The organism is Mesorhizobium sp. M2C.T.Ca.TU.002.02.1.1, assembly GCF_003997225.1.
The window spans coordinates 1-3,117 of sequence record NZ_RZTO01000733.1; the positions used below are offsets into that span (position 1 = coordinate 1).

The 3,117-nt window shown below is 64.0% G+C and carries 3 protein-coding genes and 1 pseudogene; all 4 read right to left on the reverse strand.

The window, feature by feature from the left end; translation table 11 throughout:
• Window positions 1–279: pseudogene (locus EOD07_RS28450) on the reverse strand (ABC transporter substrate-binding protein); the annotation flags it as partial.
• Between the two features lie 67 nt (window positions 280–346).
• Window positions 347–1,261 carry a sugar phosphate isomerase/epimerase gene (locus tag EOD07_RS28455; RefSeq protein ID WP_041007761.1) on the reverse strand — a complete coding sequence of 305 codons (915 nt, stop codon included), beginning with the start codon at window positions 1,259–1,261 and terminating at the stop codon, window positions 347–349.
• Window positions 1,262–1,296: 35 nt separating this feature from the next.
• Window positions 1,297–2,385, reverse strand: coding sequence for a Gfo/Idh/MocA family oxidoreductase (locus tag EOD07_RS28460; protein ID WP_127237740.1), 1,089 nt, complete (start codon window positions 2,383–2,385; stop codon window positions 1,297–1,299).
• A 35-nt stretch (window positions 2,386–2,420) separates the two neighbouring features.
• A partial coding sequence (locus tag EOD07_RS28465) for an ABC transporter ATP-binding protein (protein WP_164772617.1) occupies window positions 2,421–3,117 on the reverse strand: 697 nt, incomplete at its 5' end.

A 3,117-nucleotide genomic window follows, 5' to 3' on the forward strand; every position in this document is an offset into this window, starting at 1 on the left:
GGTGGCGATGCCGTCGGGCTTGGCCGCAAGCGCGGAATTGAAGGCCTCCTTCTGCGCCGCCATGTCGCCGCCGCTGAATGAGATCTTGCAGGTCACCTTGAGCTGGTCGCAGGCCTTGGTCGCGCCGGCATTCCAGTCGATCCAGAAAGCGTCTGACGGGCCGCCATGCGACAAGAGATAGAACGTCTTCTGGCCATCCGCGGCCTGCGCCGCCGAGCCGAACGCGACGCCCGCGAACACGGCCGCCGCGGCCGCCAGTTTCAATCCGAATTTCAACATCTCGTTTCCTCCACTCCCTATCTTGCGAATGCGGGCGCCGCACCGGAGCGGGCGGCGCCCGGCGATCTTAGAGGCCGTTGGCGCGCAGCTTCCCGTCGAGGAACTTCTTGGCGCGCGGCACGTCGTCTTCCGACAGATGCTCAATGATCATCGGGATGTTCGGATGCTTTTCGGCGAGACGCTGGAGGTAGAGGTCGTAGTTCAGCGAGCCGAGGCCCGGCGCCGGCAGCTCGATCTCGCCAACGCCGCGGAAAGTGTGGCTTTCCATCGCGTCCGCATCGCCGATATCGGCATGCTTCTCGGACTTGTCGTCGCCGGAACGCTTCACGTCCTTGGCGTGCGCTATTTTGATCTTGTCGGTCAGCGTGTCGAAGACCTGGTTCAGGATCTGGTCCATCCGGTCGATGTTGTGGGTCTCGAAATAGTTGGTCGGGTCCATCAGCAGGCCGAGGCCGGGGTGGTCGACTTGCGCGAACATCTTCACCGTCTCCTCGACCGAGCCGACGACGTTGTTGACATAGGTTTCGAGCAGGAAGACCGCGCCATGGTCGTATGCCGTTTGCGCAAGGTCGGCGATCACCTTGCGGCACTCTTCAAAACCTTCCTCGGTCTTGTTCTTCGGGTGATGCACCCAGTCGGACTCGGTGTTGTAGGTGCCGGTCTCCGAGATCACGTAAGGCGAGCCGAAATGGCGGGCGTTGCGGATGATCTCCTTGAGATAGCCGACGCGCTTCTCGCGCTCCGCTTTGTCCGGGTGGATGATGTTCGTATAACCCGACACGCAGCAGACCGGCAGGTTGTGGTCGCGGAAGGTGTCGCGCACCTTCTTCGCCTTGTCCTTGGTGATCTGGCCGGCCGACAGATCGATATCCTTGAAGTGCAGATCGAGCTGCACCGTGTTGAAACCAAGCCCGCGGATCTTCTTCGCCGTCTCCTCGAGGCCGTACGGGAAATAGCCCGTGAAAATACCTGCCTGCATCATGGTGTGAATTCCTCCTTGTAAGCGATTCAGTTGATTCAGTTTGTCGGGATTTCGGAGAGCTTGACCGTGCGGCCCGCGGCCATCGAGCGGTAGCCTGCCTCGACCAGCGCCATGGTCTTGACGTTGTCTGCGACGGAGAGCGCCGGCGGCGTGCCGGTCTTCACCGCGTGTTGGAGCTGCTCCATCACGCCGATAAAGGCATGCGGGAACCACATCGTCTCCCAGCTCGGGCTCACCCACTCGCCGCCGGTCGTCTCGGCCGAAGCGTAGGTCAGCGTCGAGGCGGCGCCGGTCGGCCAGCCGATCGTGCCCTTGGCGACGCCTTTGGTGCCGTCGACGCGCCAGTTGATGTGCTGGTCGTCCTTGTAGCCCTCCTGGCGGGGGCCGGACCAAACGTCCTCCAGCGACACCGCAAGCACACCCGACGGGAAGCGCAGCGTCGACACGGTGATGCCGTCGGAATGGTCGAACTGAGTGCGCGGGTCCTTGCGCGTCAGCGTCGTGATCTCGTCGGGATCGCCGAACAGGAAGCGCAGCACGTCGAGGTGGTGCACACTCATATTGGCTAGCGTCAACCGGTCGTAACCTTGAAGGAAGGTCTGCCAATGCGGGATCGCATGCATGTCGATCTGCGCGAAGACGATGTCGCCGAGCGCGCCGCTGTCGATGATCTGTTTCAGGACGCGCATCGACTGGTCGTAGCGCATGTTCTGGTTGACCGAGAGGATCTTGCCTGACTTCGCCGCTTCGTCGCGGAGCTTGACGGCTTCCTCGACCGACAGCGCCAGCGGCTTCTGCGCCAGGATCGCCTTGATGTGCTTCTGCTTCAGCGCATGGCGGATCAGCGCCGGCTGCTGGTCCGGCGGAAAGGCCAGATCGATGATCTCGACGCTGGGATCCTCGATCAGCTGTTCCGGCGTGTCGTGAACGGTCGCAATGCCCCAGCGCGTCGCCACCTTCTCGGCATTGGCCTTGGTGCGCGAGGCGATCGCCACCACCGGAAAGCCCGCTTCCTTGTAGGCCGCCAGATGGCACTCGGCCATGATCATGCCGGCGCCGACGCAACCGATCCGGTAGTCCCTGGTGCGAACCTTGACGTCCGGCTCGAAGCCTTTTTCTGCCATCTTTTCCTCCCGAAATTCTGTCCTTGCGGCCGCCGTCACAGCGCGCCTCCATCCTGGCCGAAATAATGCACTTTGACCGGCTCGCAGGATATCGCCACCATCGCATCCGGCCTGATGTCGGGCTGGCCGCGCAGCAGTGCCCTCAGCCGCGCCTGCCCGGCTTCCATGGTCACCACGGTGTAGCCGCCGAGCGGCTCGACCTCGAACACCCGCGCCGGGCGGCCGTCCTTCGTCTCGTTGTCCGTCCAGGGCCGGACCTTGATGTCCTCGGGCCTGAGTCCGATTTCGATCGCCTCGGCGGGCGCTTTGCCATCGGCGATGCGGATTGTCCCTTCCGCCGCCTCGATCCCACCCGCGCCGCGCACCGACGGCAGGATGTTCATCATCGGCGAGCCGAGCATGCGCGCCACATAGGCGCTTGCCGGCCGGTCGTAGATCTCGGCCGGCGCGCCGATCTGCCGGATCCGGCCGTTTTCGAGGATGGCCATGCGGTCGGCGACCGACATCGCCTCTTCCTGGTCGTGCGTGACATAGATCAGCGTCTTGCCGAGCTCGCGCTGGATGCGCTTCAGCTCGACGCGCGTCTCCTCGCGCAGCCTGGCATCGAGCGCCGAGATCGGATCGTCCATCAGATAGGCGGCCGGGTCGCGCACCAGGGCGCGTGCGATCGCCACGCGCTGCCGCTCGCCGCCGGACAGTTGCGCCGGCGGCTTGTGCAGGATGTGGCCGATG

Bases quoted from the DNA above. Each gene is read 5' to 3' on its own strand.
- EOD07_RS28455 (WP_041007761.1), bottom strand. From the start codon at position 1,261: ATGATGCAGGCAGGTATTTTCACGGGCTATTTCCCGTACGGCCTCGAG.
- EOD07_RS28460 (WP_127237740.1), bottom strand. From the start codon at position 2,385: ATGGCAGAAAAAGGCTTCGAGCCGGACGTCAAGGTTCGCACCAGGGAC.